Here is a 24,011-nt window from a genome sequence, read left to right as displayed (position 1 = left end):
TTCACTGTGAGACGACGGTCTGGGGTCCCGCGGCCGCACGTCTGGCCCGGGAGCGTCTGGCGGCGGCGTCGGAGATCCGGGCCAGGACGGGGGTGGAGATCACCGAGACCACGAGCAGCAGCCCGATGATGATGCTGATGACGTTGACGGTGACCCCCTGGAGACGGAGGGCGCTGGAGATGACGCCGATGAGAAGGACGCCCGCGATCACGCCGGGCAGACGCCCGCGCCCGCCGAAGATCGACACGCCGCCGAGCAGGACGGCCGCGATGACCTGGAGCTCGAGGCCCGTCGCGTTGTCGCCGCGGGCGCTGCCGAACCGCAGCGTGAAGTAGATGCCCGCGAGCGCCGAGACGGTGCCGGTGAGCACGAACAGGAGGAGCTTGGTCCGCCGTGCGGAGACGCCGCTGAAGGTCGCCGCCTCGCTGCTGAGGCCGATGTCGTAGACGCCGCGCCCGAAGGGCGTGAAGTGCAGCAGCAGGACGAAGCCGACCGCCAGCACGGCGAACACGATCATGACGCTCGGGATCCCGCTCGACCCGATGACCTGCGACGCCTTGCTCGTCCAGTCCTTGGGGAAGTCGGTCACGGCGGTCGTCCCGAGCAGCCCGACGGCGACCCCGCGGTAGAGCGCGAGCGTCCCGATGGTCACGGCGAGCGACGGCAGCCCGACGTAGCCCACGAGGAACCCGTTGAGCGCCCCGCAGACCACGCCGACCGCGAGCGCGACGAGGCAGGCGAGGGCCATGCCGGTCCCGTGCTCGTGGAGCAGCCCCATCGTCGCGCTCGACAGCCCCACGACGCTCGCGACGGACAGGTCGATCTCGCCCGTGATGATGACGAGGGTCATGGGGAGCGCGATGAGGAGGATCGTCGTGGTGTCGAGCAGCAGGTAGGTCAGCGTCAGCGTGTCGCCGAAGTACGGCACGTAGCTGTAGGCCCACATCGACACGATCACCACGAGGGCGATCACGGCGGCCTCGCGCGTGAGGAGCAGCCGCCGCCAGAGCGGGTGGGCGTAGGCGCGGTAGGTGGTCGTGCTCACTGCTCGTCCCTCGCTTCGATGAGTGTGCGGGCCTGTCGGTTCGCGAGGACGCGGTCGAGGACGATCGCGCCGATGATGAGCGCACCGACCAGGGCCTGCTGCCAGAAGTCGGAGATGCCGACCATGGGCAGCGCGCGGTTGATCGTGACGAGCAGCACCGCGCCGACCGCCGCGCCCCAGACCGTCCCGCTGCCCCCGAAGATCGCGACCCCGCCGATCACCGCCGCCGCGACGGCCTGCAGCTCGATGCCGGTGCCGGCGTCCGAGCTGACGGTCCCGTAGCGGGCCGCGTAGATGACACCTGCGAGCCCGGCGAGCGCGCCGCTGAGGACGAACGCGCCGATCACGCGGCGCCGCACGGGGAGCCCGTAGAGCACCGCGGCGTCGGGGTCCGACCCCACCGCGTAGAGCTCGCGGCCGCTCCGCGCGGTCTGGAGGAAGTACCCCACCGCGACGACGACGACGGCAGCAAGGACGAACAGGACCGGGATGCTGAGGAGCTGCTGCGTCCCGAGCTTGAGGAACCCGGCCGGCATGTCCGACGCGTTGATCTGGCTGCTGCCGGCCCAGGTGAGGACGATCCCGCGGTAGATGTACAGGGTCCCCAGCGTGATGACGAGCGCCGGCACCCTGCCCCACCCGACGATCAGCCCGTTGACGAGCCCGAGCACGGCGCCCACGACGAGCCCCGCGACGAACACCGCGATCACCGGCAGCCCGGGGTGGTCGATGAACAGCCGCCCCGTCATGTAGGCCGTGAGCCCGAGGATCGACCCGACGGACAGGTCGACGTTCCGCGTGATGATGACCACGGTCTGGCCGGCCGCGAGGACCAGCAGCATGGACGGCGTCAGCAGGAGGTCGCGCCAGCCGCTCGCGCTGAACACGAAGCCGGGGTTCTTGACGGTCGCCGCGAGGATCACGAGGACGAGCACCGCGAGGATCGACACCTCGCGCGAGCGCAGCACCGTCTGGACCAGGCGCTCGCGGCGCGGCAGCGAGCTCGGCTCGACGAGCAGCGTGGTGGCCTCGTCGTGGGGCTCGGCGCCGGCCTCGGGCCGGGTCTGCGTCTGGGGCGTCATGCGGCGGCCTCGTCGTCCTGGCTGCGGGTCGCGGCGCGCATCACACGCTCGGGGGTCGCCTCCGCGCGGGAGAGCTCGGCGGTCAGCCGGCCCTCGCAGACGACGAGCACCCGGTCGGCCATCCCGAGGACCTCGGGCAGCTCGGACGAGATCATGAGGATCGCCATGCCCTGCCCCGCGAGCTCGGACAGGAGGCGGTGCACCTCGGCCTTGGTGCCGACGTCGATCCCGCGGGTCGGCTCGTCGATGACGAGGAGGTCGGGCTCGGTGGCGAGCCACTTCGCGAGCACGACCTTCTGCTGGTTGCCGCCGCTCATGGTGCTGGCGGGGAGGTCGAGCGCCGCCGTCTTGACCTCGAGCCGGGACGCCCACGGCACGACGGCGCGGTTCTCGCGGCCGCGCGTGAGCAGCCCGCCGCGGGTCAGGTGGGTCCGGATCACGGCCGCCACGTTCTCGGCGACCGAGCCCTCGGTCACGAGCCCCTGGTGACGGCGGTCCTCGGGGACGAACGCCATGCCCGCCCGGATCGCCGCGCGGGGGTCGGACGCCGGCACCGGCTTGCCTCCCATGGTGACCGAGCCGGCGTCGTACCGGTCGACGCCGAACACGGCGCGCGCGATCTCGCTGCGGCCCGCGCCGACCAGGCCGGCGAGCCCGACGATCTCGCCGCGGCAGACCGTGAACGAGACGTCGCGGAAGACGCCCGTCGAGCTGAGGCCCTCGACCTCGAGGACGACCTCGCCGACCTCGGTCTCCTGCTTGGGGAACAGGTCGGACACCTCGCGGCCGACCATGAGTCCGACCACCTCCGCGACGTCGGTCTCGCCCGTGGGTCGCGTAGCGATGTAGGCGCCGTCGCGCATCACGGTGATCGTGTCGCACAGCGAGAAGACCTCGTCGAAGCGGTGCGAGATGAAGACGAGCGCGCGGCCCTCGTCGCGCAGCCGGCGGGCGACCGCGAACAGCCGCTCGACCTCGACGCCGGACAGCGCCGCGGTCGGCTCGTCCATGACGAGCACCTTCGCGTCGAGCGAGATCGCCTTGGCGATCTCGATGATCTGCTGGTCGGCGATGGACAGACCGAGCGCGGGGCGCCGCGGGTCGATCCGCACGCCCAGGCCCCGGAACAGGCGCTCCGCCTCCGCGTACATGGCGGGCCTGTCGATGCGCCGTCCGCGCTTGAGCAGCTGGCGCCCCATGAAGATGTTCTCCGTGACCGACAGGTCCGGGAACAGCGTGGGCTCCTGGTAGATGACGGCGACGCCCGCGGCCTTGGACTCCGCGGTGGACCCGAAGTCCACGTCGGCGCCGTCCAGGCGGAAGGTGCCGCCGTCGCGCCGGTAGACGCCGGCCGCGATCTTGACGAGCGTGGACTTGCCGGCGCCGTTCTCGCCGACGAGGGCGTGGATCGACCCGCGCGAGACGGCGAGCGTGCCCGAGCGCAGTGCCGCGACCGCGCCGAACGACTTGCTCACGTCGCGGAGCTCGAGAATCGGAGCGTCCGGTTCCTGGGCCATGGCCTCGCCTCCCTTCTTCGTTGAAAGGTTTCAGACGAGATGCAATCTACGAAGCCGGTATCGCGGTGTCAAGGCTCTCGCCCGGCGCTTTCTGCACTACGCTGCCGTTTGAGCGTTTCAGTTTGGTAACGAAGGGACCTCGTCGTGGCCGAAACCCCGACCGCCACCGGGCGGCGCGCGTCCGTCAAGGACGTCGCCGCAGCCGCCGGCGTCTCGCTCGGCACGGTCTCGAACGTCCTCAACCGCCCCGACCGCGTGAGCGCCTCCACGCGCGAACGCGTCGAGCGCGCCATGGCGCAGCTCGGCTTCGTCCGCAACGAGTCCGCGCGCACCCTGCGCGCCGGCCACAGCAGCACGCTCGCCTACGTCATGCTCGACGCCGGCAACCCCTTCTTCACCGACGTCGCCCAGGGGATCGAGCAGGTCGCCGAGGACGCCGACCTCTCGCTGTTCCTCTGCACCAGCGACAACCGCCCCGCGCGCGAGGCCGCACACCTCCACCACCTCCAGCAGCACCAGGCGCAGGGCGTGCTCGTCACCCCCGTCGACCCCGACTCCCCCGCTCTCGACGAGGTCGTCGGCCGTGGGACCCCGCTCGTCCTGATCGACCGTGCTCGCGCCGGCGACGACCTGTGCTCGGTGTCCGTCGACGACGTGCTCGGCGGGCGGCTCGCCGTCGAGCACCTCGTCGACCTCGGGCACACGCGCGTCGCGTTCGCCGGGGGCCCGACGACGATCGGCCAGGTCCGGGACCGCCACGCCGGCGCCGTCGCCGCCTGGCACGACGCCGGTCTGCCCCCCGAGGACCTCACCCTGATCCCCTGCGCGGCGCTCACCATCGCGGAGGGGCGCGCCGTCGGCGAGCAGCTCGCCGGGGTGCCCCGCAAGCGGCGACCCACCGCGGTCTTCTGCGCCAACGACCTCATCGCGCTCGGCCTGCTCCAGCAGGCGATCGGCCGCGGTTGGAAGGTGCCCGACGACCTCGCGATCGTCGGCTACGACGACATCGTCTTCGCGGGAGCTGCCGCCGTGCCGCTCACGTCCGTGCGCCAGCCGCGCGAGGAGCTCGGCCGGGCGGCCGCGCGGCTCGTGCTCGACGAGTCCTCCCCCGAGCACCGGCACGAGCAGGTCGTGTTCACGCCGGCCCTCGTCGCGCGCGCGTCGACGATCGGCTGACCGCCGACGCGCGCGCCGACGTCAGCGGACGCCGACGGTTCCTCTCGCCCGCCGCCCGAGCAGCAGCGCGACCACGAGGGCGGCGGCGCCGATGAGGCCCACGGCTCCCGCCAGCCCGCCGACCGCGGACGCGAGTCCGGCCGCGACGAGCGGGGCGAGGAACTGACCGCCGAAGAAGGCCGCGTTCCACAGCCCGGACACGCGCCCGCGCTCCGCGAACGGCCGGCTCGCCACGACCCACACGACCATCGTCGGCAGCAGGAGGCCCGAGCCGGCGGACGCGATCACGGCACCGACGACGACGACCGACAGGCCCGGCGCGAGCCACACGACGAGCATCCCCACGGCCTGCAGGCCGAACGCGACCGGGAGCAGCCGCTCCGGGGTGTGGCGGGCCACGCGGCGGAACGTGAGTCCGCCCACCGCGGTGGCGAGCGAGGCGACGGCCGCGACGGCGCCGATGGTGGCGGTGTCCTTCGAGTCGACGCCGGTGTCGACCACGACGTAGCTGATCTCCACGATGAGCACGTAGAACGTCGTGCCGCCGAACAGCGTCACGAGCAGCGGAAGAGCCAGCCGTCGCCACCCCACCCGCGGGAGTGGCGTCCCGCCCGTCGTCCGGGGCGAGAGCCCGGGCTCCGAGTCGGGCTCCCACGGGGAGACGAGCACGGGGAGCGCGATCAGGAGCCCGACCGCGTAGACCCAGAACGGCGTGTGCCAGTCGTCACGACCGAGCGCGCCGCCGACCGCGATGAAGGCCGTGGCCGCGATGGTCGTCGTGACGGCCTGGAGGCCGAGGTACCGGTTCCGGCGCTGCTCGTCCGGGAAGTAGTCGACGAGCAGCGCGGTCGCGACGGTCATGATCGCGGCCTCGCACACGCCGACCAGGGCGCGGCTGACGAGGATCGCCGTCAGGTCGTCGAGGAAGGCGGGCGCGACGCCGACGACGCCGTACACGCAGAGCGCGAGGAGCAGCAGGCTCTTGCGGGCGAACCGGTCGGCGACCTGCCCGGCGAAGGGCGCGAACAGGGCGATCATGAGCGCCGGCACGGCGATGATCATCGGCACGAGCACGGACGCGCCGGGCGTCCCCTCGAAGTGGTCCGAGATCTGGGGCAGCACGGGCGTGATCAGGACCGATCCGAGCACCGGCATGGTGCTCGCGGCGAGCAGCGGGAGCGCCTGGGCGGCGCCGGCCCGGCGGGCGGTCCGAGGTCGTGCGGGGGCGACGTTCGTCATGCGATCTCCTTTGATCCGTGGCGGTGCTGGCGCCTCGTCGGTGAGGCGGGTCGGGTGCGCGGGTGCGCGGCTCAGGGCTCGAGCAGGAGCGCGGCGCCCTGGCCGCCTCCGCCGCAGAGCGTCACGGCGGCTCGCCCGCCGCGGCGCGCGAGCGTGTGGGCGGCGTGGACGACCAGGCGGGCGCCGGACGCGCCGAGCGGGTGCCCGAGCGCGATGCCGCCGCCGTCGGCGTTGATGCGCGGGTCGAGCGGGTCGAGCCCGAGGGCCGCGGCGGACGCGGCGACCACGACGGCGAACGCCTCGTTGATCTCGATCGACGTCAGGTCGCGAGCGGTCCAGCCCTGTCGCGCGAGGGCGGCCGCGAGGGCGTCGGCGGGCCGGAGATGCAGCGCGTTGTCGGGGCCGGCGACCTCGGCGTGGGCCCGCAGCGTCGCGAGCACGCGCCAGCCCCGCGCCGCGGCGTGCGCGCGCGTGCTGAGGACGACGGCGGCCGCGCCGTCGGACAGGGGCGACGCGTTGCCCGCGGTGACGGTCCCGTCAGGGTGGAACGCAGGCCGCAGGCGCGCGAGGGCGTCGGGTCTCGCGTCGGGCCTGACGCCCTCGTCCTCGGTGACGACGACGTCGCCGCCCCGCTGCGCCACCGTCACGGAGACGATCTCGGCGTCGAGCGTGCCGTCGGACTGCGCCCGCGCTGCCCGCACGTGCGAGGCGACAGCCACCGCGTCCTGGAGCTCGCGCGACACGCCCTCGTCGCGCGTGGTCCGCTCGGTGAGCTCGCCCATCGGGACGTCGTCGAACGCGTCGGTGAGCCCGTCGTGCGCGGCATGGTCGACGAGCGCGACGTCGCCGTAGGCGAACCCGGCCCGAGAGCCGGGCAGCAGGTGAGGGGCGCGGGACATCGACTCCGTCCCGCCCGCGACGACGACCCTCGCCTCGCCGAGCCGGATCGAGCGGGCCGCCGCCAGCACCGCCGTCAGGCCGGACAGGCACACGGTGTTGACGGTGGCGGCGGGGGTGCCCCACCCGATCCCGGCGGCAACGGCCGCCTGCCGCGCGGGGTTCTGACCGGTCCCCGCCTGCAGCACCTGGCCCAGCACGACGAGGTCCACGTCGTCGACGGCGCCCTGGCCCGCCCCCGCGAGAGCGCCGCGGACCGCCGAAGCACCGAGCTCCGCCGCCGGCACGGACGCGAGCCGCCCGCGGAGCCGCCCCTGCGGCGTGCGGGCCGCGCCCACGACGACGACGTCGTCGTGCCCGGGCGCCGTCACGCGCGCACCTCCTGGCCGAGCGCGACGGCGGCGCCCGTGCGGGCGCGCACGTCGTCGACGCTCACCCCGGGGGCGAGCTCGCGCAGCACGAGGCCCTGCGGCCCGACGTCGAGCACCGCGAGGTCCGTGATGACGCGGTCGACGACGGAGACCCCGGTGAGCGGGAGGGTGCACCGCTCCACGAGCTTGGGCCCCCCGTCGGGGGTGCTGTGCTCCATCACGACGACGACGCGCGGCGTCCCCGCGACGAGGTCCATCGCGCCGCCCATGCCCTTGACCATCTTCCCGGGCACCTGCCAGTTGGCGAGGTCGCCGCCGGCCGAGACCTCGAGCGCCCCGAGGATCGCGACCGCGATGTGGCCGCCTCGGATCATCGCGAACGAGAGCGCCGAGTCGAAGCAGCTCGCGCCGGGGAGCGCCGTCACGGTCTGCTTGCCGGCGTTGACGAGGTCGGCGTCCTCGTCGCCGTCGAGCGGGTACGGGCCGATCCCCAGCAGGCCGTTCTCGCTCTGCAGGGTCACGCGCACGCCGTCCGGCAGGTGGTTCGCCACGAGGGTCGGGATGCCGATCCCGAGGTTCACGTGGTCGCCGTCGTGCAGCTCGCGGGCGGCGACCGCGGCCATCTCGTCACGGGTCCAGGGCATGGGTGGTCCTCTCAGGCGTCGACGGCGACGGCCCGTGCGCGCACGGTCCGCTTCTCGATGGGACGGTCGCGGTCCGTGACGACGAGCGCGGTCACGAAGACCCCGGGCGTGACGACGTCGTCGGGGTCGAGATAGCCGTCCGCGCGCGGGTCGAGCAGGTGCTCGACCTCCGCGACCGTGACCGGCGCGGCCGTCGCGACGACCGGGTTGAAGTTGCGGGCGGTCAACCGGTACCGCAGGTTCCCGGCCGCATCCCCTGTGTGCGCGTGGACGAGCGCGAGGTCGGCCCGGATCGCCCGCTCGAGCAGGTAGGTCCGACCGTCGATCTCCGTCGTCGGCTTGCCGTCCGCCACGGGCGTCCCGACGCCCGTGGGCGTGTAGAACGCCGGGATGCCCGCGCCGCCGGCACGCAGCCGCTCGGCGAGCGTGCCCTGGGGGACGAGCTCGACGTCGAGCGTGCCGTCGAGGTACAGCGACGCGAAGCGCTTGTTCTCGCCGACGTACGACGCGAGGACGCGCGCGACCTGATCGTTCTCGAGCAGGACGCCGAGGCCGGCGCCGTCGACCCCCATGTTGTTCGACACGACCGTGAGGTCTCGGACCCCGCTGTCGCGGACCGCGTCGATCAGGGCGTACGGCACGCCGCACAGCCCGAACCCGCCGACGGCGATCGTCATGCCGTCCCGCAGGTGGCCCGCGAGCGCGTCCGCGGCCGACGGCGCCGTGCGGGTCACGAGGCCACCTCCTCCGGCCGACCCGCCTGCGGGGCGAGGCGGCCGGTGCGCCGGTCGCGGGCGCGGGGCACGAGTCCGTCGGCGCCCGGCGGGCGGGCGACGACCCGGTTCTCGACGGCGCCGATCCCCTCGACCTCGAGGCGGACCGTCTGCCCCGGCCGCAGGGGCGGCGGGGTCTCCTCGCCGCTGCGCCCCCAGAGCTCGGCGAGGCAGCCGCCGTTGCCGCAGGTGCCCGAGCCCAGGAGGTCCCCGGGCCGGACCCACGAGTCCCGGGACGCGTACGCGAGCATCTCCTCGAACGTCCACGACGCGTTCGAGAGCAGGTCGTGCCCCACCCGCCGGCCGTCGACGAACGCCTCGAGCTCGAGCGCCAGGAACCCGTCCGCGTCCCGGAACGGCTCGAGCTCGTCGGCCGTCACGACCCAGGGGCCGAGCGTGGTGGCGAAGTCCTTGCCCTTCGCCGGCCCGAGGCCGACCTTCATCTCGCGGCCCTGGACGTCCCGGGCGGACCAGTCGTTGAAGACCGTGTAGCCGAAGACGTGCGCGCCCGCATGCCTCGGGTCGACGTCGCGGCCCGGCGCGCCCACCACCGCGGCGACCTCGAGCTCGAAGTCGAGGAGCTCGGAGCCCGCGGGCGCGGCGACGTCGTCGTGGGCTCCGACGAGCGAGTGCGGGTTGGAGAAGTAGAAGGTGGGGGCCTCGTACCACTGGGGCGCGACGACCGACTCCCCCGAGACGCTGCGGGCGACGCCCTCGACGTGCTCCTCGAACGCGACGAAGTCGCGGACGGACGGGGGGACGAGGGGCGCGAGGAGGCGGACACGGCCGAGCGGGACCGGCTCCGAGGTGGTGGTCGCCCAGGCTGCGGCGTCGCGGGCGGCGTCGAGCCCCGCGGCGGCCAGGTCGACGAGCGTCGTGCCGGGCCGCAGCGCGTGCAGGCGGGCGTCCTCGCCGTCGCCGACCACGACGGCCGTCGCCGCGGCGCCCTCGTGGCGGAAGCGCGCGAACCTCATGCCGCCTCCGTCACCAGCGTCGAGACCCGGCGCATCAGCCCGGGGACGTCCGCCTCGGAGGGGGGCGTGCGCTCGAGGGTCCACCGGGCCAGCTGGACCGACGCCTCGACCACCACGGACGCACGGGGCAGGCGTCGCTCCGCGTACCCGGCGAGGAGCGCGTCGTCGAACGCGTCGGCCCCGACGACGAGCTCCGCCAGGACGGCCGCGTCCTCGAACCCCTGCGCGGCGCCCTGCGCGATCGTGGGCGGGCACGAGTGCGCCGCGTCGCCCACGAGCACGATCCGGCCGCGGTGCCACGGGCCCGGCACGACGTGCGACTCGAAGCGCGCGTAGTTGATGAACGTCTCGGGGGTCAGGCTGTCGCGGACCTCGTCCCAGGGTCCGTGGTAGCCGGCGGCCAGCTGTCGGAACACGTCGACCTGCTCCGCCTGCGTCAGGCCTGACCGGTCCTGGACGTCCTCGACGAGGTAGGCGTACATGCTGTCCTCTCCGGTCGGGCAGTAGCCCGCGATGTGGCAGCTCCCGCCGTAGGTGAGGTCGGTGCGCGTGACCTGCGCGGGCCGCGGCACGTGCACCCGCCAGATCCCCATGCCCGCGCTCTCCGGCTCGACCTCGATGCCGAGCCGTCGCCGGGTCCACGAGTGGATGCCGTCCGCGCCCACGACGAGGTCGTAGCGCCCGCTCGACCCGTCGGAGAACGTGACGTCGACGCCGGCATCGTCCTGGTCGACGTCGACGGGGAAGGTGCCGAAGCGGAGCTTGGCGCCGACCTCCGCCGCGCGCTCGAGCAGGAGGCGGGCGAGCACGGGGCGCGGCATCCCGAGGGTGGCCGGGAGGTCGGGGCCGCCCGTCCGCACGTCCGGGATCTCGGCCACGAGCGTGCCCGCCGGGTCGGGCAGCCGGATACCGACCGAGTCGAACGGGTAGCCGGACGCGAGGACGTCGTCCCACACGCCGAGCGCGCGCAGGACGCGCAGGGCGTTGCCCTGGAGGGTGATGCCGGAGCCGACGTCGGGGACGTCGGGCCGCGCCTCGACGAGGTGGACGGCGATCCCGGCCTCGGCCAGGAGGATCGCGGTGGCGCTCCCGGCGGCGCCCCCGCCCACGATGAGGGCGGAACGAACTGCAGGCATCGTTGCCTCGCTTCCAGTGGTGTCGAGCGGTCGGACTGGGGTGCTGCTACTTCAGGGCGATGGGGTTGATGGGCGAGCCGACCGCGCCGGTGATGGGCAGCGGCGGCGCGGTGAGGAGGAACTCGTAGGTGCCGTCGGCGGCGCAGTCGGCGCCCAGCTCCTCGAGCGCCCACATCTCGCCGAGGAACAGGCCGAGGTGCGGGATCACCACCTGGTGGAGCGGCTGGAAGGCGTCGTCGAACTCGTTCGGTCTGACCTCGAAGCCCCAGGTGTCGGTGGCGACGGCGGCGACGTCGTGCTCCCGGAGCCAGTCCACGGTCGTGAAGGAGAGCCCGGGTGCCGGCCCGCCGGCGTAGCTGCCCCACCCGTCGCGGCGGGTCCGGCCGTACTGCCCGGTCCGGACCACCAGGAAGTCGCCCGGCCCGACGGCGGAGGTCGGGCCCTGCGCGGCGACGGTCGCGTCGAGGTGCTCCGCGGTGATCGCGAACCCGTCGGGCAGCTCCCCGCCGGTGCCGGCCGGGTCGGTGCCGAGGTGGCGGCCGACGTCGAGCAGCACGCCGCGGCCCGTGAAGTCGCCGGCGACCGTCTCCATCCCGGTGACGCCGTCGCCGTCCGAGGTCACGACGGCGCTCGCCCGGCGGCCGTTCCACGCCCGGCCGTGGTCGAAGATGTGGCCGAGCCCGTCCCACTGGGTCGAGCACTGCAGCGGCATCGCCACGACGTCGTCGGCGCCGCCGATGCCGTGCGGCAGACCCTGGTCGGCGAACTCTGCGTCGACGCCCGTGTCGAGCATCGTGTGGACCGGGTTCGTGCGCCGTCGCCAGCCCTGCTGCGGGCCGTCCATGTCGAACGGCTGTGCCAGCGAGAACGCCGCCCCGCGCCGGACCAGCCCCGCCGCGCGCCGGCGGTGGTCGTCCGTGACGAGGTTGAGCGTGCCCTTGACGTCGTCGTCGCCCCAGCGGCCCCAGTTGGAGCAGCGGGCGGCCGCGGCGGCGACGGCGCCCGCGGGGTCGGTCCTGTCGAGCGCGCTCATCGGGTCCGCCCCCCCAGCCGCTCGGCGACCCAGTCGGCGATGACGTCCGTCGCGACCGCGCCGTTGTCGACGCTCGAGTGGGCTGTGCCGCCCGTGCGCTTCGTGAAGACGACGAGCTCGCGGTCCGGGGACGACGTGAGCTGGTCGTACGTGCGGTGCGCGTACTCCAGCGGGATCTGCCGGTCGTCCTCGCCGTGCGTAACCAGGAAAGGCACGGTGATGCGGTCGAGGATGCCGTCGAGGTGGACGCGGTCCGCGATCTCGAAGAACGCGTCCAGGTCGTCCGCCCCCCACACCCACTGCACGTGCTCCCAGTAGTGCGGGACCGGGCGCTCGCCCTCGCGCCGTCGTCGGGCGTGCTGCACGGCCCGCCAGTCGTGGTTCGCACCCCAGGCGACGCCCAGCGCGAACCGCGGCTCGAACGCGACGGCCCGCGGGGCGAAGTAGCCCCCGAGGGACACGCCCAGGATGCCGATGCGTGCGGCGTCGACGTCGGGCCGGGCGGCCAGGTGGTCGAGCACGACGGACGCCCACCGCTCCGACTCCGGGACGGCGTGCAGGCCGTGCAGGCGCAGCGCCTCCCCGGTCCCCGGCTGGTCGAGCGACAGCGTCGACACACCCCGGGCGGCCAGCTTCGCGCCGGGGCCCGTCCGGTAGAGCATCTCCTTGGTGCTGTCCAGGCCGTTGACCTGGACCAGGATCGGCGACGGCCCGTCGTGAACCGTGCCGTCCGGGTCGAGCGCGCGGGTCAGGATGCCCGACAGGTGCGTCCCCTCGTACGGGATCTCGACGCGCTCCGCGTTCTCCCGCGCCAGGGCGGTGCCCCGCGCGAACGTGTCGAGGAACTTCGCGTACAGCGCGGCCCGGTGGTCGTCCCCGGCGGCCTGCATGCGCTCGCCGGTGAGGAAGTAGGTGGCGGCCCGGCCGAGCTTCTCGCCCGCGGACAGGAGCCGGCCGGCCGCCTCGTCCTCGCCCGCGAGCTCGACGAGGACGTCGCCCTGCCGCTCCCACGACGCCATGAGCTCGCCGGTGCCGGCGTCCTCGCCGCGCGTCGCGGCGTCGAGCAGGGGGCGGCAGATCGCGTCGACCTCGCCGATGCGCGCGCCCATCTCGAGCGCGAGGTTGACCGACAGGTTCCAGACGTAGTTCCCGGGGAAGTACTGGAACATGCCGCTCAGCCCTGACCCTGCTGCGCGTACGGGTTGAGGAGCGCGTCCTCGGTGCCCGGGACCACGCCGTCCTCGGTCGCTGACGGTCTGCCCTCGTCCGGCGGGAACGACTCGGTCATGGACATCGGCATCGCCGAGTTCCGGTAGATGCTGTTCGAGCCCTGCGACGGCTTCCACGTGTTCGCCTGCCAGTCCGGCACGTAGTTGCGGTAGCCGTGGGTGTTGAGCTCGACGCGCATGCCCCCGGGCTCCCGGAAGTACAGGAACGACTGCTCGCCGATCCCGTGGATGCTCGGGCCGTACTCGATGGACGTGCCGTTCTCCATGAGGACGTCCGCGGCGACGAGGAGCTCCTGCACCGAGTCCGTCCAGAACGCGATGTGGTTGACGCGCCCGCCCCGGGACGACGAGTCGAGGACGACGCCGAGGTCGTGGGACTTCTCGTTCGTGGTGAGCACGCTGAACACCGTGACCTCGGCGTGGTCGAGCTCGGTGAAAGCCATGACCCGGAACCCGAGCACCTCGCTGTACCAGGCGGCGAAGCCGCGGACGTCGGACGCGGCGATGGTGACGTGGTCGAGGAAGCGCGGCGCGGCGGCGTGCGAGCTGCGCTTCTCGGGCCGGTCGGGGAACACCGACGCGAGCTCGGCGGGCGCCGAGTGCTGGGGCACGTCCCAGTAGAGCTCCATCGTGTGGCCGTACGGGCCCGTGAACTGGAACGACCGGCCGTGCCCCTGGCGCTTGTCGTGCCACGTGCCCTCGACACCCTTGGCCTGTACCCGGCCGGCCGCCTCCTCGAGCGCCTCCGCGCTGGCGGTGCGCCAGGCCATGTTCACGAGGGCCGGCTCGTCGCCGGGAGAGACGACGAGGCTGTACGGGTAGTAGTCGCCCCAGCACCGCAGGTAGGTGGTGCCGTCGTCGTCGCGGCTGATCGCGCGCAGGCCGAAGTTCGTCTCGAAGAAGGCGACGGACGCGTCGACGTCGGGGGTCGCGATCTCCAGGTGGGCCAGGTGGGCCAGGGTGTTCGTCATCGAACGTTCCTCTCGGGTCGGGCAACATGCGGTCCGACGACGTCCGGAAACCCCGAGGGGTGCGCGACGCCGCGCGGCCTGGCGACCACTCTGCAAGCCCGAGCGGTATCCGGGAAGACGAAGATACGGATAAGCGGTATCAGGCTTGTCGATACCCGTGGTCGGCGATCGACTTCACCCCGCCGTGCCCCGTGAGGCCCCCGTCCACGGCGATGTCCCGTCAGCGCGGCTCGGCCGGCGTCGCCGGCGCGTCGTTGCGCATCTCCACACCGGGACCCTCGGCGCTCGCCGCGAGGATGACACGGCATGATGTGCCTATGTCGCCCATCGATGGCGTGGATGCGACCGCGGCACGAGCAGGCCGCGCGCCCCGCTCCCCCAGCCTCGCCAACATCGACCTCAACCTGCTCGTGGCGCTGGACGCGCTGCTGCAGAACCGCAGCGTCACCAAGGCGGCGGCGCAGATGGGCCTGAGCCAGCCGGCCTTGTCCGCCTCCCTCGCGCGGTTGCGCCGCCACTTCGACGACCCGCTGCTCAGCCGGCGGGGGAACGAGTACGTCCTGACGCCGCTCGCCCTCCAGCTCCGCGACCGCACGCGCACGGTGCTGGCGGGCGTCGAGCGGGTGTTCGCGGCCGAGCCCGTCTTCGACCCGGCCACGTCGACGCGCGACGTGACGATCGTCGCCAGCGACTACAGCGTCGCCGTGCTCGGGGCGCCGCTCGCCGCCCTGCTCGCCGAGGAGGCACCCGGCATGCGGCTCCGGTTCGCCGCGAACACGCCCAGCATCGTCGACGACGCCGAGCACGCCCTCCTCGCCGCCGACCTCATCCTGCTGCCGCACGGCTTCCTGACGGACATGCCCCACGCCGACCTGCTCGAGGACCGGTGGGTCTGCATCGCGGCGGAGTCGAACACCGCGGTCGGCGAGCGGCTGACGGACGACCAGCTGCGCACGCTCCCCTGGGTCATGACGTTCCACAGCCCGACGGCGTCGACCCCGGCCGCCAGGCGGCTGCGGATGGCGGGGGTCGAGCCGCGCGTCGACGTCGTCACCGAGCACTTCCTCACCGTCCCCGCCCTCGTCGCCGGCACCGACCGCGTGGCCCTGCTCCAGGAAGGGCTCGTCCAGCGGCTCCCTGCCCCCTGGGGGGTCCGGACCGTGGGCCTCTCGGTGGACCTCGGAGCGCTCGTCGAGGCGATGTGGTGGCATCCCGTGAACACGCGCGACCCCGAGCACGAGTACCTGCGCGACGTCGTCCGGCGCGCCGCGGCCGCTCGCTAACCGGTTCCCGCGTGCGACGAGCGGAGGCACGCCGTCATCGTGGACGAAGGGCCCGACTCGCGATGCGAGCCGGGCCCTTCCTGTCGAGCGGTCGGACTACTGCACCGTGAACTTCCCGGTCAGCTCGATGTCGTCGACGGATGATCCGACGCCGACCTTGTACGTCCCCGGAGCGATCGTCCAGGAGTGCGACGCCGGTTCGTAGTACGACAGCGGCAGATCGGCGCTCTTCGGGTCGATGGTCACCGTGACCTTCTGCGACTTCCCGACCTTCGGGTTGGTCTGCGCGTACCCCGCGAGCCGGACCGGCTCGCCCGTCGAGCCCGGGAGGCTCAGGTAGACCTGGCTCGTCTCGGTCCCGCGGACCGGTCCGGCGTTCGTGACGAGGAACGAGACCTTGATCGGCTTGGTGCCGTTCGTGCTCTTCGTGACCGAGACCTTGTTGTACGCGAAGTCGGTGTACGACAGGCCGTAGCCGAACGGGAAGAGCGGCTCGATCTTCTTGGCGTCATACCACTTGTAGCCGACCAGAAGGCCTTCGCTGTAGCTCACCTGACGGATCGCGGAGCTTCCGGACGGGCGGGTCGTGGTGCCGTCGGCGAAGACGCCCGGGTACTGCGCGGGGGCGCTGGTCGGCGTGTCGGCAAGCGACTTCGGGAAGGTCATCGGCAGCCGGCCGGTGAAGTTCTCGTCGCCGTAGAGCAGCTTGGCGAGCGCGGTGCCCTGCTGCTCGCCCGGGTACCAGGCCTCCACGACGGCCTTGGCGCTGGCGAGCCAGGGCATGTCCGTCGCGCTGCCCGTCTCCAGGATCACCACGGTCTTCTTGTTGGCGGCCGCGACCGCCGAGATCAGCGCGTCCCCACCATTGTCGAGCGAGAGCGTCGTGCGGTCCGAACCCTCGCCCTGCTTCGAGTACCCGAAGACGATCGCCACATCGGCCTTCGCCGCGACGGCCGCGGCAGCGGCCGGGTCCGACCCGTTGGCGTAGGTGACCGTGGCGCCGACCTGAGCGGCACGCGCGGTGATCGCGTCGAGCGGTGCGACGGGGTTCGTGCACGCGTTGCCGCCGCCGAACGAGCCGCCCTGGTTGCAGACGGTCGCCGCGCTGACCCCGTTGGTCGGCGTGTTGGACGCCGTCGGGCCGACGATCGCGATCGTCTTCGTCTTCTTGGTGAGCGGCAGCACGTCACCCTTGTTCTTGAGCAGGACCGAACCCTGGGTGGCGATCTGCTCGGCGAGCGCCTTGTGCTCCGCGGTGGAGGTCGTCGTCGACGGCGTGGTGGGCAGCGGGTGGTCGAACAGGCCCGCGGCGATGTAGGCCTTCACGACGCGGAGGGCGGCCTCGTCGATCTGCGCGACGGTGACCTGACCGGCGTCGAGCGCCGCGCCGATGGTGGCGGGCGTGTAGAACTTGGGCCGGTTGAGCTCCTGGTCGAGGCCGTTCGCGAGCGACGGCGCGGTGCTGTGGACCGCCCCGAAGTCCGACACCACGAAGCCGTCGAACCCGGTGTCACCCTTGAGCAGGTTGTTGAGGATCGGGTTCTCGCACGCGTACGCGCCGTTGACCTGGTTGTACGAGCACATGATCCCGCCCGGCTGGGACTTCGAGAGCAGGATCTGGAACGGCAGGTTGTAGATCTCCCGCAGGGTCCGGCCGTCGATGTTCGACGAGCTGGTCTGCCGGTCGAGCTCCTGCTCGTTGGCGATGTAGTGCTTGACGACGGCCATGACGGGCTCGTCGGGGTTGCCGTTCTGGATGCCGTTGATGTCGGCGGCGGCGAGGTCGCCCGAGAGCAACGAGTCCTCGCCGAGGTACTCGGGGGTGCGGCCGGCGAGCGGCGTGCGTCCAGACGAAACTCCTGGGCCGAGGATGACGTTCTTTCCGGAGCGGAACGCCTCGTCGGCCTGCGCGGCGCCCTTGTCGTACGCGAGCGCCTGGTCCCAGCTCGCCGCGAGCCCGATCTGGTCGGGGAAGATCGTGACACCGGCCGAGCCGCGCACGTAGTCGGGCCCGTCGGTGTAGACCACCTGCGGCGTGCAGTCGACCTGCACCGGGTAGGTGACGCCGCTGAACGTCGTCTGCGTGGGGCTGTTGGCCGCCTGTTCGTCGAGCCAGCGGAGCTTCTGGTCGAGCGTGCTGGCCTTGAGCAGCAGGTTCGCGCGCTGCTCCGGCGTCTTGCGGGTGTCCATCCATGGACACCGCGCGAGCGTCGCGGCGGAGGCGCCGCTCGCCTTCGAGGTGGCGGTCGTCGCGGGCGAGGCCGACGCCGACAGGGCGAGCGGTACGCCGACGGACAGCGGCACCAGGACCGCGACCGCGGCCGACACCGCGACGGCCCGCCGCGAGCGGGGCCTTCTGAGGGGGACGTGCGAGATGGACATGCGTTTCTCCTCATCGAGAGACGGTGCGAAGCCGGTTCGGCCCCGCCGAGACGCTCCTGACGGACCCGGGGCCCATCGGATTGAAGCGTTTCAAATCGCACCCCAAGGCTAGGCGAGCGCAGCATGTCCGTCAACGGGCAATTGGCATCCTGTTTGCGCTTCCTATTCCCCACCTTGGGCATACCAAGGGGCCGACGGATGGCGGTCCGTCGGCTCCCCGGCTGCTTCCGTCAGGCGCGGATCACGCTCGCCACCTCGTGCGCGCCGCTCCCCAGCACCGACCGCTCTCCGCTGCCCAGATCGACCTCGACCGTCGCGCCGACCGGGACGTCGACACGGAGGCGAAGCTCCTGCCCGACGACGTCCCACCGGACCGCGACCCTGCCGGCGGGTCCGTCGAGCCACGCGCTCGCCCAGGTCAGCCCGCCACCGGGTCGAGGGCGGACCACGAACCGGTCGCCGTCGGGCGACACCTGGCGCAGGCCGGCGACGGTCGTGTGGAGCCACTCAGCCACGGCACCGAGGGCGTAGTGGTTGAACGACGTCATGTCGCCGGGGTTCACGGTGCCGTCCGGCAGCATCGAGTCCCACCGCTCCCAGATCGTCGTCGCGCCCTGCTCGACCATGTACAGCCAGGACGGGCACGCCGTCTGGGTGAGGAGCGCGTACGCCCGGTCGACGTGGCCCGTGGCCGTCAGCGCGTCGAGGATGACGGGCGTCCCGACGAACCCGGTCGTCACCACGTCGCCGCTGCGTCGGACGAGCTCGGCGAGCCGCTCCCCCGCCGCAACCCTCGACGGCTCGGGCAGCAGGTCGAACGCGATCGCGATCGCATAGGCCGTCGGCGCGTCGCTCGTCATGCGGCCCGACGGCGTGACGTACCGCGCCCGGAACGCCGCGGCGATCTCGTCCGCCAGGCCCGCGAACCGCGCCGCGTCCGCCGTCTCCCCGAGGACGTCCGCCGTCCGCGACAGCAGGCGCGCCGACCGCGCGAAGTACGCGGTCGCGACGAGGTAGCGGTCCGTCTGCGCGTCGGCGGGGTCCGTCGGCGGCGCCGTCGGGTCGAGCCAGTCGCCGAGCTGGAAGCCCTCGTCCCAGAGCCGGTCCGGGCCGGCGATCCGTTCGACGCACTCCACCCAGGCCCTGGCGCTCGGGTACTGCCGGCGCAGCACGCCGACGTCGCCGTACCGCTCGTACAAGGTCCACGGCACGATCACCGCGGCGTCCCCCCACGCCGCACCGGGCCGCGGGGGCGTCCACATCTCGTTGCCGTAGATCGTGGGCACGAACCACGGGACGGTCCCGTCGGGGAGCTGCTCGAGCGCGAGGTCCCGCAGCCACGACGACAGCAGGCCCGCGCAGTCGTAGAGGAAGGTCGCCGTCGGCGCGAACACCTGGATGTCGCCCGTCCAGCCCAGCCGCTCGTCGCGCTGCGGGCAGTCCGTGGGCAGGCCCACGAAGTTCCCACGCAGGCTCCAGACGACGTTGTCGTGCAGGCGCTGCACCCGCGGGTCCGAGCACGCGAAGCCGCCCGTCCGCCGCATGTCCGTGTGCAGGACGCGCGCGACGACGGCATCCGGGGCGAGCTCGCCCGGCCAGCCCTCGACCTCGACGTACCGGAAGCCGTGGACGGTGAACCGCGGCTCCCAGTGCTGCCGCCCCGTCCCGTCGAGCACGTACTCGTCCACCGACGTGGCGGCCCGCAGCGGCCTGACGTACAGCGCGTCGTCCTGCAAGACCTCCGCGTGCCGGACCACCACGCGGGTGCCCGCCGGGCCGTCGACGTCGATCCGGACGCGGCCGACGAGGTTCTGGCCGAAGTCGATCAGGTAGCTGCCCCGCGAGGTCGGGACGACGCTGACCGGCGCGAGCTCCTCGGTGCAGCGGACGGGCGGAGACTCGAGCGCGACGAGGGTCGCCGGGTCGCGGTCCACCTCGTCGACCGGTCCCCAGCCGGCGTCGTCGAACCCGGGTTCGGACCAGCCCCGCGGGTGCGCGCGCGCGTCGTGCCGCTCGCCCTCGTAGAGGCCCGAGGAGAGGATCCCGCCGACGCCGGCACGCCAGCCGGGTCCGGTCGCGACCACCTCGCGCCGTCCGTCGTCGTAGGTGATCTCGAGCTGCGCGAGCAGCGCCAGCCGGTCGCCGTAGATGTCGCGCGTGCCGCCGTCGAAGCCGATCCTGCCGCGGTACCACCCGTCACCGAGGAGGGCGCCGACGGCGTTCCGGCCGCGACGCAGCAGGGGCGCGACGTCGTAGGTCGCGTACTGCAGGCGGTGCGGGTACACCGTCCAGCCGGGGGCGAGGGCGTCGCCGCCGACGCGCGCCCCGTTGAGCTCGGCCTCGACCAACCCGTGCGCGGTCAGGTAGAGGCGAGCGGACCGCACCGTCCCGTCGACGTCGAACTCGTGCCGGAGCAGCGGCGGCCGGCGGAGCTCGGCGTCCTCCACGGGACCGGCGGGCGTGATGGCACGAGCGCGCCAGTCGCCGGGCTCGAGGAGGCCCGCCTCGACCGGCGTCCACGGCGACCAGGACGACGCGGCGCCGTCGTCGCCACGGACGCGGACGCGCACGTCGACGCGCTCGCGGGACGCGAGGGGCGCGACGGGCCAGGCGACCAGGCGCGACGCCGGCTCGACACGCCAGCCGGACGTCTGCACCCCCCGCTCTCGGCGCACCGCGACCTCGTAGGCGGTCTGGCGCCAGCCGGCGGGAGCGTCGTCGACGGCCCAGGAGAGCCGCGGCGCGGCCACGCCGACGCCGAGCGTGTCGGTGAGGTGCTCGACCGTCGGCACCTGGACGTGAGGGGTTCCCACGGCGTCAGCCCTTGACCGCACCGGACGACATGCCCTTCATGACCCTCTGGTTCAGGAACACGTAGAGCACGAGGACCAGGAGCATGTTGATGCAGATCGCGGCGAATGTCGGGCCGTAGTCGACGGTGCCGAACTGGCCGGTGAAGTTCAGCAGACCCACCTGGACGGTGCGCAGGCTGTCCTGCGTCGTGAACGTCAACGCGATCAGGAGGTCGTTCCAGAGGAAGAAGAACTGGACGAGGGCGATGGTGAAGACCGCCCCGCGCATCATCGGGAAGCCGACGGACCGGAACGACCGGACGGCGGACGCCCCGTCGAGCGTCGACGCCTCGAAGACCTCCCGTGGTATGGACCGGAAGTACGTCGCCATCATGAACACCGTCAGAGGCAGGCCGGTCGCCGTGTACGTGATGATGAGCGGCCACAGGCTGTTGGTCAGGTGCAGCTTGAAGTACACGGTGAACAGCGGGAGCAGGATCATCTGGCCGGGGATCATGATCCCCGCCAGGAAGAGGAGCAGCACGCCCGACCGGCCGCGGAACACCATGACCTCGAGCGCGAAGCCTGCCGCGGTCCCGAGGACGATGACGAGGAAGAGCGACGGCACGACGGCGAAGATCGAGTTCCGCAGGTACAGCGCGATGCTCGACCAGGCGTCCGAGTAGTTCGAGAAGTTGGTGAAGCTCTCCGGCAGCGCCCACGTGGGGTTGTTGAGGAACTCGTCCTGGGTCTTGAAGGACCCGAGCAGGATCCAGAGCAGCGGGTAGACCATGACGACGAGCAGGACCGTCACGAGGACGTAGATCGGGATGCGCCGGATGCGGCGCCGGGCCGTGGGGTTGCGCCGGGCTTCGCCGGCAGTTGCGGGGATCGTCGGGGACGGCGTGGTGGTCGGTGCGCTCATGGTTCAGCCCTGGGTCAGGTCGCGACGGTTCGCGCGGAAGATGAAGACGGTGACGATCAGGCAGAGGATCGTCAGCGAGAGGGCGATCGTGGAGCCGTAGCCGTAGTCGCCGTAGAAGAAGGACGTCCGGTACATCAGCAGCGTCAGGGGCGTCGTCGCGTCGCCCGGACCGCCGCCCGTCAGTGCGTAGATCGAGTCGAACACCTTGAGCGTCCCGTTGATCGAGAAGATCACCGACGAGACGAGCACCGGGAGCGAGAGCGGCAGCACGATGGAGCGCACCAGGCGCCACCCGTGCGCGCCGTCGAGCCGGGCCGACTCGAGAACTTCCTCCGGGACGTCGACGAGGCCGGCGTAGAGCAGGACCGCGTAGAACCCCATCGAGCGCCAGATGTCCATCAGCGCGATCACGACGAACGCGCTGCCCGGCGAGCTGAACCAGTCCACGCCGTGCATCCCGAGCGCCTCGAGCAGCGAGTTCACCGGCCCGGTCTGGGGGGCGAACTCGAAGAACTTCTGGAACAGGAGCGCGACGGCGACGGTCGGCAGGACGACCGGGAAGAACACGAGCGTCCGGATCAGCCCGGACGCCTTCTTCAGGTAGAAGACGTAGAGCAGCGAGAGCAGATAGCCCATCACGACCTGGCCGACGGTGATGATGACGGCGTACTTGAGCGTGAACAGCAGGGCGCTGTGCGCGTCGGGGTCGTGGAGGAGCGTGGAGAAGTTCTTCCCGCCCGCCCAGGTGAAGCCGGTGATCACGCTGCCGCTGAAGAACGTGTAGCCGAGCGACCACAGCATCGGCAGCAGCATGACCAGGCTGTACACGAGCAGCGCCGGGCCGAGGAGGATCGCGATCGCTCGCTTGTCGCCGAGGACACGGTTCATGAAAGGACTCACATCTCGTTCGTGGTGGCCCCCGAGGCACCTGCGCCCCGGGGACGAGCGCGCCCGCGAGCGCGCTGCACGTGCTTGCGGGCGCGCCGGCCGGGGCTCGTGGTTCACGGGCGCCGGCCGGCGCGGTCGTCAGGACCCGAGGTCCGCCTGGACCTGCTTCATGAAGTCCGCACCGGAGAGCTTCCCCGACGCGAGCAGCCCGCCGTCGTTCTGGCTCGTCGTGGTCGCCTTGGCGCTGAAGTACGCCTCGAACCAGAGGATGCTCGTCGAGACGCCCGAGATCTGGTCCTGCACGAGCTTGGTGAGGTCGGAGACCTTCGTGTCCGACGCCGTCTTGAAGCCGGTGATCTGGCCCGCGTCGCGCAGGGCGACGGTCCCGTAGTTCTGGACGATGCACTTGACCCAGTTCTGGGTGGCGGTGTCGTTCTCGAACCCCTTCGCCGAGACCGCGACGGCCGTGCCGACGTTGGTGGGCATCTGGTCGGCCGAGCCCTTGCCTCCGGTGACCGCGGGGAACTGCATGAAGCCGATGTTGTCGGCTCCGATCTTGTTCTCGTCCGCGTTGTTGAAGTCCGACACGGCCCACGACCCCATGTAGATGAAGGCGGCCTTGCCGGTCAGGAACGTGTTGAGCGCGGTCGCGTAGTCGATCGACGTCGGCGAGCTGCCGAAGTAGCCCTGCTTGCCGAGGTCGGAGACCGCGTCGGCCGCCTTGACGTACTCCGCGTCCGTGAGCTTCGCCGAGCCGTCCTTGACCGCCTTCATGGCGTCGGGGCCGAGGTCCCGGGCGATGTAGTCGCCGACCCAGCGGGTCACGCCCCAGCCGTCGCCGCCCTTGCCCGCCTGCGAGACCGGCTGGACGCCGGCGGCCTTGAGCTTCGCGAACGCCGCGACGAGCTCGTCCCAGCTGGTCGGGGCGGCGATCCCGTTGTCGGCCAGGAGCTTCTTGTTGTACCAGAGGCCCTCGATGTTGTACTCGGTCGGCAGCACGAGCTGCTTGCCGTCGTAGAGCTGCTCGATCGTGGACTTGGCCGCCGGCAGGATGTCGTCGGAGATTCCGAGCTTGTCGAGTGCCGCGCCGACGTCCTGGGCCGTGCCCTGCTGCGCAAGCTGCTCGGTCAGCGACGGTGCGTTCGCGCTGATGAACGCCTGCGGCAGCCCGCCCTGACCGGCGAGGAGCTGCAGCTGCTGGTCGAGCGTCGACTGCGCCTGCTTGGTGATCTTGAGCGGCTGTGCCTTGTTGTCGGCCTGGCACTCGTTCTTGCTCAGCGTCGTGAGCGTGTCGGGGATGGTGGTGTTCTCGTTGATGGCGAGGAAGCTGAAGCTCGACGCCGACTTGCCACCGCCGCCCGTCGAGTCGTTCGAGCTAGAGCCGCTGCACGCGGCCAGGGTGAGCGTCAGAGCGCTCAGGCCGATGACGCCCACGAGCGTCGACCGGCGCTTCAGCATCGGGTTCACAGTTCCTCCTTGAAGCGCGAAGCATGGGGTTGAAGCGTTTCAAACGTAGGGCCTCGGTGGGCGCCCGGTCAACCGGTCGATGCGAACCTGTGACCTTGTGCCGCAAGGATGCCGCGCGAGCCGGACGACGAACCCGCTAGATTTGCTTCGATTCAACCCGCCACGCCGCGCCGTCGGCGCGGCGCTG

19 protein-coding genes are annotated in these 24,011 nt (G+C 72.3%); 2 read left to right on the top strand and 17 right to left on the bottom strand.

Annotation, left to right across the window (positions count from 1 at the left end; translation table 11 throughout):
- Position 1: 1 nt before the first annotated feature.
- The 3 genes from ACLQ14_RS12230 to ACLQ14_RS12220 are packed head-to-tail and all read right to left on the bottom strand — an operon-like array spanning position 2 to position 3,644.
- Entirely contained in the window at positions 2-1,045 is a 1,044-nt protein-coding gene (locus ACLQ14_RS12230) for an ABC transporter permease (protein WP_425813333.1), read from the bottom strand.
- A complete protein-coding gene (locus tag ACLQ14_RS12225; protein WP_425813331.1) occupies positions 1,042-2,127 on the bottom strand; it encodes an ABC transporter permease in 1,086 nt (361 codons plus the stop codon). The genes ACLQ14_RS12230 and ACLQ14_RS12225 overlap by 4 nt, the downstream gene beginning before the upstream one ends.
- On the bottom strand, positions 2,124-3,644 hold the full coding sequence (locus tag ACLQ14_RS12220) for a sugar ABC transporter ATP-binding protein (protein WP_425813329.1): 1,521 nt from the start codon (positions 3,642-3,644) through the stop codon (positions 2,124-2,126). The genes ACLQ14_RS12225 and ACLQ14_RS12220 overlap by 4 nt, the downstream gene beginning before the upstream one ends.
- A gap of 144 nt (positions 3,645-3,788) precedes the next feature.
- On the opposite strand from ACLQ14_RS12220, the gene ACLQ14_RS12215 reads away from it, so the two are divergent.
- A complete protein-coding gene (locus tag ACLQ14_RS12215) occupies positions 3,789-4,820 on the top strand; it encodes a LacI family DNA-binding transcriptional regulator (RefSeq protein ID WP_425813327.1) in 1,032 nt (343 codons plus the stop codon).
- A gap of 21 nt (positions 4,821-4,841) precedes the next feature.
- Here ACLQ14_RS12215 and ACLQ14_RS12210 read toward each other — a convergent pair whose 3' ends face one another.
- The 9 genes from ACLQ14_RS12210 to ACLQ14_RS12170 form a co-directional block, all read right to left on the bottom strand.
- Positions 4,842-6,059, bottom strand: a complete 1,218-nt coding sequence (locus ACLQ14_RS12210) for an MFS transporter (protein WP_425813325.1) — start codon at positions 6,057-6,059, stop codon at positions 4,842-4,844.
- Between the two features lie 71 nt (positions 6,060-6,130).
- Positions 6,131-7,327 (bottom strand): acetyl-CoA C-acyltransferase, encoded by a 1,197-nt coding sequence (locus ACLQ14_RS12205; protein ID WP_425813323.1) that lies wholly within the window; start codon positions 7,325-7,327, stop codon positions 6,131-6,133.
- The gene (locus ACLQ14_RS12200; RefSeq protein ID WP_425813321.1) at positions 7,324-7,971 is read right to left on the bottom strand and encodes a 3-oxoacid CoA-transferase subunit B; all 648 of its coding nucleotides are present in this window, start codon (positions 7,969-7,971) and stop codon (positions 7,324-7,326) included. Before ACLQ14_RS12200 ends, ACLQ14_RS12205 begins: the two co-directional genes overlap by 4 nt.
- 11 nt (positions 7,972-7,982) lie before the next feature.
- Entirely contained in the window at positions 7,983-8,705 is a 723-nt protein-coding gene (locus ACLQ14_RS12195; RefSeq protein ID WP_425813319.1) for a CoA transferase subunit A, read from the bottom strand.
- Positions 8,702-9,718: a fumarylacetoacetate hydrolase family protein gene (locus ACLQ14_RS12190; protein ID WP_425813317.1), complete on the bottom strand. Its 1,017-nt coding sequence runs from the start codon at positions 9,716-9,718 to the stop codon at positions 8,702-8,704. The genes ACLQ14_RS12195 and ACLQ14_RS12190 overlap by 4 nt, the downstream gene beginning before the upstream one ends.
- Positions 9,715-10,854 (bottom strand): FAD-dependent monooxygenase, encoded by a 1,140-nt coding sequence (locus ACLQ14_RS12185; RefSeq protein WP_425813316.1) that lies wholly within the window; start codon positions 10,852-10,854, stop codon positions 9,715-9,717. The genes ACLQ14_RS12190 and ACLQ14_RS12185 overlap by 4 nt, the downstream gene beginning before the upstream one ends.
- 46 nt (positions 10,855-10,900) lie before the next feature.
- On the bottom strand, positions 10,901-11,887 hold the full coding sequence (locus ACLQ14_RS12180; RefSeq protein ID WP_425813314.1) for a cyclase family protein: 987 nt from the start codon (positions 11,885-11,887) through the stop codon (positions 10,901-10,903).
- Positions 11,884-13,056 carry an alpha/beta hydrolase family protein gene (locus ACLQ14_RS12175; protein ID WP_425813312.1) on the bottom strand — a complete coding sequence of 391 codons (1,173 nt, stop codon included), beginning with the start codon at positions 13,054-13,056 and terminating at the stop codon, positions 11,884-11,886. Before ACLQ14_RS12175 ends, ACLQ14_RS12180 begins: the two co-directional genes overlap by 4 nt.
- A gap of 5 nt (positions 13,057-13,061) precedes the next feature.
- Entirely contained in the window at positions 13,062-14,087 is a 1,026-nt protein-coding gene (locus ACLQ14_RS12170) for a VOC family protein (protein ID WP_425813310.1), read from the bottom strand.
- A gap of 317 nt (positions 14,088-14,404) precedes the next feature.
- Between ACLQ14_RS12170 and ACLQ14_RS12165 the strand changes: the two genes are divergently transcribed.
- Positions 14,405-15,370, top strand: a complete 966-nt coding sequence (locus ACLQ14_RS12165) for a LysR family transcriptional regulator (RefSeq protein ID WP_425813308.1) — start codon at positions 14,405-14,407, stop codon at positions 15,368-15,370.
- A 96-nt stretch (positions 15,371-15,466) separates the two neighbouring features.
- On the opposite strand, the gene ACLQ14_RS12160 is transcribed toward ACLQ14_RS12165, so the two are convergent.
- The 5 genes from ACLQ14_RS12160 to ACLQ14_RS12140 all read right to left on the bottom strand — a co-directional run bounded on the left by ACLQ14_RS12160 (position 15,467) and on the right by ACLQ14_RS12140 (position 23,815).
- Positions 15,467-17,752 carry a beta-glucosidase gene (locus tag ACLQ14_RS12160; RefSeq protein WP_425813306.1) on the bottom strand — a complete coding sequence of 762 codons (2,286 nt, stop codon included), beginning with the start codon at positions 17,750-17,752 and terminating at the stop codon, positions 15,467-15,469.
- 230 nt (positions 17,753-17,982) lie between these two features.
- Positions 17,983-20,565 (bottom strand): family 78 glycoside hydrolase catalytic domain, encoded by a 2,583-nt coding sequence (locus ACLQ14_RS12155; protein WP_425813304.1) that lies wholly within the window; start codon positions 20,563-20,565, stop codon positions 17,983-17,985.
- A gap of 4 nt (positions 20,566-20,569) precedes the next feature.
- Positions 20,570-21,469: a carbohydrate ABC transporter permease gene (locus ACLQ14_RS12150; protein ID WP_425813302.1), complete on the bottom strand. Its 900-nt coding sequence runs from the start codon at positions 21,467-21,469 to the stop codon at positions 20,570-20,572.
- Between the two features lie 3 nt (positions 21,470-21,472).
- Positions 21,473-22,357 (bottom strand): carbohydrate ABC transporter permease, encoded by an 885-nt coding sequence (locus tag ACLQ14_RS12145; protein ID WP_425813300.1) that lies wholly within the window; start codon positions 22,355-22,357, stop codon positions 21,473-21,475.
- Between the two features lie 138 nt (positions 22,358-22,495).
- Positions 22,496-23,815: an ABC transporter substrate-binding protein gene (locus ACLQ14_RS12140; protein WP_425813965.1), complete on the bottom strand. Its 1,320-nt coding sequence runs from the start codon at positions 23,813-23,815 to the stop codon at positions 22,496-22,498.
- Between the last annotated feature and the right edge of the window lie 196 nt (positions 23,816-24,011).

The sequence above is a fragment of the Luteimicrobium sp. DT211 genome, from assembly GCF_049844995.1.
Taxonomy (GTDB): domain Bacteria; phylum Actinomycetota; class Actinomycetes; order Actinomycetales; family Cellulomonadaceae; genus Luteimicrobium.
This window is presented reverse-complemented; position numbering and strand designations above follow the sequence as displayed.

Bases quoted from the DNA above. Each gene is read 5' to 3' on its own strand.
- ACLQ14_RS12160 (WP_425813306.1), bottom strand. From the start codon at position 17,752: ATGTCCATCTCGCACGTCCCCCTCAGAAGGCCCCGCTCGCGGCGGGCC.
- ACLQ14_RS12180 (WP_425813314.1), bottom strand. From the start codon at position 11,887: ATGAGCGCGCTCGACAGGACCGACCCCGCGGGCGCCGTCGCCGCCGCG.
- ACLQ14_RS12165 (WP_425813308.1), top strand. From the start codon at position 14,405: ATGTCGCCCATCGATGGCGTGGATGCGACCGCGGCACGAGCAGGCCGC.
- ACLQ14_RS12150 (WP_425813302.1), bottom strand. From the start codon at position 21,469: ATGAGCGCACCGACCACCACGCCGTCCCCGACGATCCCCGCAACTGCC.
- ACLQ14_RS12210 (WP_425813325.1), bottom strand. From the start codon at position 6,059: ATGACGAACGTCGCCCCCGCACGACCTCGGACCGCCCGCCGGGCCGGC.
- ACLQ14_RS12220 (WP_425813329.1), bottom strand. From the start codon at position 3,644: ATGGCCCAGGAACCGGACGCTCCGATTCTCGAGCTCCGCGACGTGAGC.
- ACLQ14_RS12185 (WP_425813316.1), bottom strand. From the start codon at position 10,854: ATGCCTGCAGTTCGTTCCGCCCTCATCGTGGGCGGGGGCGCCGCCGGG.
- ACLQ14_RS12225 (WP_425813331.1), bottom strand. From the start codon at position 2,127: ATGACGCCCCAGACGCAGACCCGGCCCGAGGCCGGCGCCGAGCCCCAC.
- ACLQ14_RS12140 (WP_425813965.1), bottom strand. From the start codon at position 23,815: ATGCTGAAGCGCCGGTCGACGCTCGTGGGCGTCATCGGCCTGAGCGCT.
- ACLQ14_RS12200 (WP_425813321.1), bottom strand. From the start codon at position 7,971: ATGCCCTGGACCCGTGACGAGATGGCCGCGGTCGCCGCCCGCGAGCTG.
- ACLQ14_RS12190 (WP_425813317.1), bottom strand. From the start codon at position 9,718: ATGAGGTTCGCGCGCTTCCGCCACGAGGGCGCCGCGGCGACGGCCGTC.
- ACLQ14_RS12175 (WP_425813312.1), bottom strand. From the start codon at position 13,056: ATGTTCCAGTACTTCCCCGGGAACTACGTCTGGAACCTGTCGGTCAAC.
- ACLQ14_RS12145 (WP_425813300.1), bottom strand. From the start codon at position 22,357: ATGAACCGTGTCCTCGGCGACAAGCGAGCGATCGCGATCCTCCTCGGC.
- ACLQ14_RS12170 (WP_425813310.1), bottom strand. From the start codon at position 14,087: ATGACGAACACCCTGGCCCACCTGGCCCACCTGGAGATCGCGACCCCC.